General features: G+C 68.0%; 4 protein-coding genes and 1 pseudogene. 4 read left to right on the top strand and 1 reads right to left on the bottom strand.

The genetic code is table 11. From position 1 onward, the window contains the following. Both AC07PA_RS32605 and AC07PA_RS32600 read left to right on the top strand, forming a co-directional pair. Positions 1-233 (top strand): annotated as a pseudogene (locus AC07PA_RS32605) (methyl-accepting chemotaxis protein); the annotation flags it as partial. Between the two features lie 151 nt (positions 234-384). Next, positions 385-771 carry a bacteriocin gene (locus AC07PA_RS32600; RefSeq protein WP_494606066.1) on the top strand — a complete coding sequence of 129 codons (387 nt, stop codon included), beginning with the start codon at positions 385-387 and terminating at the stop codon, positions 769-771. A gap of 73 nt (positions 772-844) precedes the next feature. On the opposite strand, the gene AC07PA_RS32595 is transcribed toward AC07PA_RS32600, so the two are convergent. Further along, a complete protein-coding gene (locus AC07PA_RS32595) occupies positions 845-1,657 on the bottom strand; it encodes an alpha/beta fold hydrolase (RefSeq protein ID WP_494606064.1) in 813 nt (270 codons plus the stop codon). Between the two features lie 337 nt (positions 1,658-1,994). Between AC07PA_RS32595 and AC07PA_RS32590 the strand changes: the two genes are divergently transcribed. Together AC07PA_RS32590 and AC07PA_RS32585 are read left to right on the top strand one after the other, a co-directional pair. Further along, the gene (locus tag AC07PA_RS32590; RefSeq protein WP_494606063.1) at positions 1,995-2,519 is read left to right on the top strand and encodes a chemotaxis protein CheW; all 525 of its coding nucleotides are present in this window, start codon (positions 1,995-1,997) and stop codon (positions 2,517-2,519) included. Positions 2,520-2,557: 38 nt separating this feature from the next. Beyond that, a partial coding sequence (locus tag AC07PA_RS32585; RefSeq protein WP_494655420.1) for an MCP four helix bundle domain-containing protein occupies positions 2,558-3,185 on the top strand: 628 nt, incomplete at its 3' end.

Here is a 3,185-nt window from a genome sequence, read left to right as displayed (position 1 = left end):
ACGGGGCAGGCAGCCAGCGCGCCAGTGCAGCCCCGGCCCCCGCCCCGGCGCCTGCGGTGCGCAAGCCGTTGGCCATGCCGGCGCGCGCTGCAGTGAAGGCCCCGGTGGGCAAGGCGCCGGTGGCCAGCCGGCTGGCTGCGCCCAAGGCGCCAGCGCAGAGCCCCGCGGCAGCCGCACCCAAGGCCCCGGCCAAGGCGGCCGGCGGTGGGGATGACGAGTGGGAGAGCTTCTGACGCTTGCTTGATGGGGGTCAAGCGCCTTGTCTGACAGCGCCGCGGCCTGACAGACGGCGCCATCTGCAAGGCACGGGGCTTACAACGGAGGGGTGGCTGGCCTTGCCCCTGGGCATCGCTGGCCGATCCCTTCACTTCCCCGGAGAAGCCCATGACCCCCGCCACCACCAAAGCCGCCGCCCTGGACCAGGACCTCGCCCAGCAGGCGCGCCCTGGCCACGGCATTCCCTCGCAGGATCCCGATCCTGCAGCACAGCTGCCTTTGTCGGATGCCGAGAAAGAGCGTGAATCCCAGTCGGCCCTCGTGGGCGGCGGGGTCGTGGCCGGCGCCGCGACCGGAGCTGCCGTCGGGGCAGCTGTGGGTGGACCCGTGGGCGTGGTCGTCGGGGGCACACTGGGCGTCGTGGCCGGTGCCCTTGGTGGTGCAGCCGCCGGCGCGGTCACCCGACCGGACGAACCCAGCAGCACCATTCCCGGACCGGCGGAGCACGAAGTCGTCCGCACCGGGGAAACCGGGCGCGAGGACCTCAACCGCTGAGGCAGGGCCAGGTTCCGCCATGAAAAAACCCGCCAAGGCGGGTTTTTTCATGGCTGCTGTCTCTGCCCTGGATTTATCCAGGCCGGTGGGGGTTGGGGAACACCAGCTGCAGCCCCGGCAGTGTCGGGCGCTTGAAGGCCTGCCACTCGGCCTTCGGCCCGGAGGGTTGGGCCAGCCGGTCGGCCACCACCCACCAGGCGCTCGGGTTCAGGCCAATGCCGAAGTGGCTGGCCACCACCTCGATGTTCTCGGTGTGCGGGTTGTGCGCCGCCGGCGCCTGCAGGCTGCCGCGCCAGGCCACCACGCCATCGCTGCGCGAGTAGATGCTGGAGGTGGGCACCGGGGGCGCCTCGGGCAGGTTGTAGCTGGCCACTTCGCGCTCGATGCTGCGGCCACTGGCGAACTGGTAGATGCGCCAGGCATTGGTGGAGGTGTGCGGGCCGGCAAAGGGCGTGCCCAGCGTCACCACGCAGCGCACCAGGTCGGGCAGCTCCTTGGCCAGTTCGCGGGCATAGATGCCGCCCAGGCTCCAGCCCACCAGGCTCACCTTGCCGCCGCTGCGCTGTGCGGCCTGCTGCAACTGCTGCTTGGCATGGTCCAGCACACCTTCGCGCGGGCCCAGGTTCAGGCCCTGGCCCCAGCCCTGGGCGTCGTAGCTGCGTGATTCCAGGTAGCGGCGTAACGGCGCCGTGGTGGCGTCGCCTGCCGATAGCCCCGGAAACACGATGACGGTGTGCCCGTCACCCTGGGGTGCGCGCTGCAGCACGGGCCAGGCGGGCAGCACGGCGCCGAATTCCCAGGGCGCGCGCAACTCCAGCGCCAGCAAAGACAGGCCGGGGGCTGGCATGGGGTGGGGGTGGGTCTCTTTTTTGGTGAACAGCGTCATCAGGTCATTCCAGGGGGCTCAAGGCGACTGCCCGGCGGTGTCAGGAGTGGCGGCCAGGGCGCCAGCGGTCCAGCAACCCGCCATTCGACAAGCTGGGTAACGGTAACATTTTTTGGCACCGGAACCCGCGCCGGGAGTGGAGGCACCTCTCCAATGAGGCAGGCCCCGCCCCTTTGCAACCTGGAGGCAGGGTGGCGTCCCAGGTGGCATCGGATGGCCGGGATCGGCCAGATTTTGTTCTGAAATGTAACTTTTCACTGCTATGCTTTTGGGAGTGCCCGCGGCCTCCTGGCCCGACCCGGTAGCGCATGCCTTCCCCTCCCGAATCTCCCCTCCCATGACCCAAGCCTTTGCTGCAGCCTCTCCCGAAACCCCTTCCCGCACTGCCCAGCCTGCCGGCCGCGCAGGGGAGTACCTGAGCTTTCGCCTGGGGGCGGAGGAGTACGGCATCGACATCCTGCGCGTGCAGGAAATCCGCTCCTACGAGCAGCCCACCCGCATGGCCCATGCACCGGACTTCATCAAGGGGGTGATCGACCTGCGCGGGCGCATCGTGCCGATCCTGGACCTGCGCGTGAAGCTCCAATGCCCCGAGGCGAGCAATACCGACTTCACGGTGGTCATCATCCTGGACATGGGGGCCTTGCTGGTCGGCGCCGTGGTGGATGCCGTGGCCGACGTGGTCACCCTGACCCCGGAGCTCATCAAGCCCGTGCCGCAGTTCGAGCCCCAGGGCCACCTCGACCCGGCTTTTGTCGCCGGCATTGCCAGCGTGGGCGAGCGCATGCTGATCCTGATGGACATCGAGGCGCTGCTCAGCAGTGGCGAATTAGGACTGGTCAGGAACGCAACGCACGGATAACGTGAAAAACACCCAAAAACCAACCAACGAGGGACCGGATGAATCGCTTGAATATTTCCACACGGCTGGTGGTGGCCTTTGCCGCCATGGTGCTGCTGCTGATCGCCCTGGGAGGGGTGGCGCTGGCACGTTCTGCCAGCCAGCGCGCGGCGCTCAATGACATCGTTACCACGCGCATCCCCATCACCAGGGCCATGGGCGCGCTGGCCGACGGGGTGAATGTGCAGGCGATCCAGTTCCGCAACCTGGCGATCTTCTCCTCGGAGGCCATCGTCAAATCGTCGCGTGACCAGATTGGCACGGCGCGCTCGACGATCGCCAAGCAGCTGGAAACGCTCACCGCGCTGATCCAGTCCGAAAAGGGCAAGGAGAGCCTGGCACGCATGCAGCAGCACCGTGCAGAGTTCCTGCGGCTGGGGGACCAGTACCTGGGCTTGATCGCCAAGGACCAGAAGGACGAGGCGTTGAAGCTGCTGGTGGAGCAGTTGCGCCCGGTTCAACTGGAATACCAGAAGGCGATCCAGGAGCAGGTGGACTACCAGGCAAAGGTCACGGGCGCTGCCGGTGACCGGGCCGAGGCAGCGGCCGAGGCCCTGCTGCGCGACGTGCTGATCGCCGGCGCACTGGCCATCGCCCTGGCGATCTTCCTGGCCATCACCATCATCC

The organism is Acidovorax sp. GW821-FHT09B03, assembly GCF_059418305.1.
Note: the sequence above shows the minus strand (reverse complement) of the source record. Positions and strands in the feature narration are given on the sequence as shown.

Coding starts and splice junctions, on each gene's coding strand:
- AC07PA_RS32590 (WP_494606063.1), top strand. CDS start 1,995: ATGACCCAAGCCTTTGCTGCAGCCTCTCCCGAAACCCCTTCCCGCACT.
- AC07PA_RS32600 (WP_494606066.1), top strand. CDS start 385: ATGACCCCCGCCACCACCAAAGCCGCCGCCCTGGACCAGGACCTCGCC.
- AC07PA_RS32595 (WP_494606064.1), bottom strand. CDS start 1,657: ATGACGCTGTTCACCAAAAAAGAGACCCACCCCCACCCCATGCCAGCC.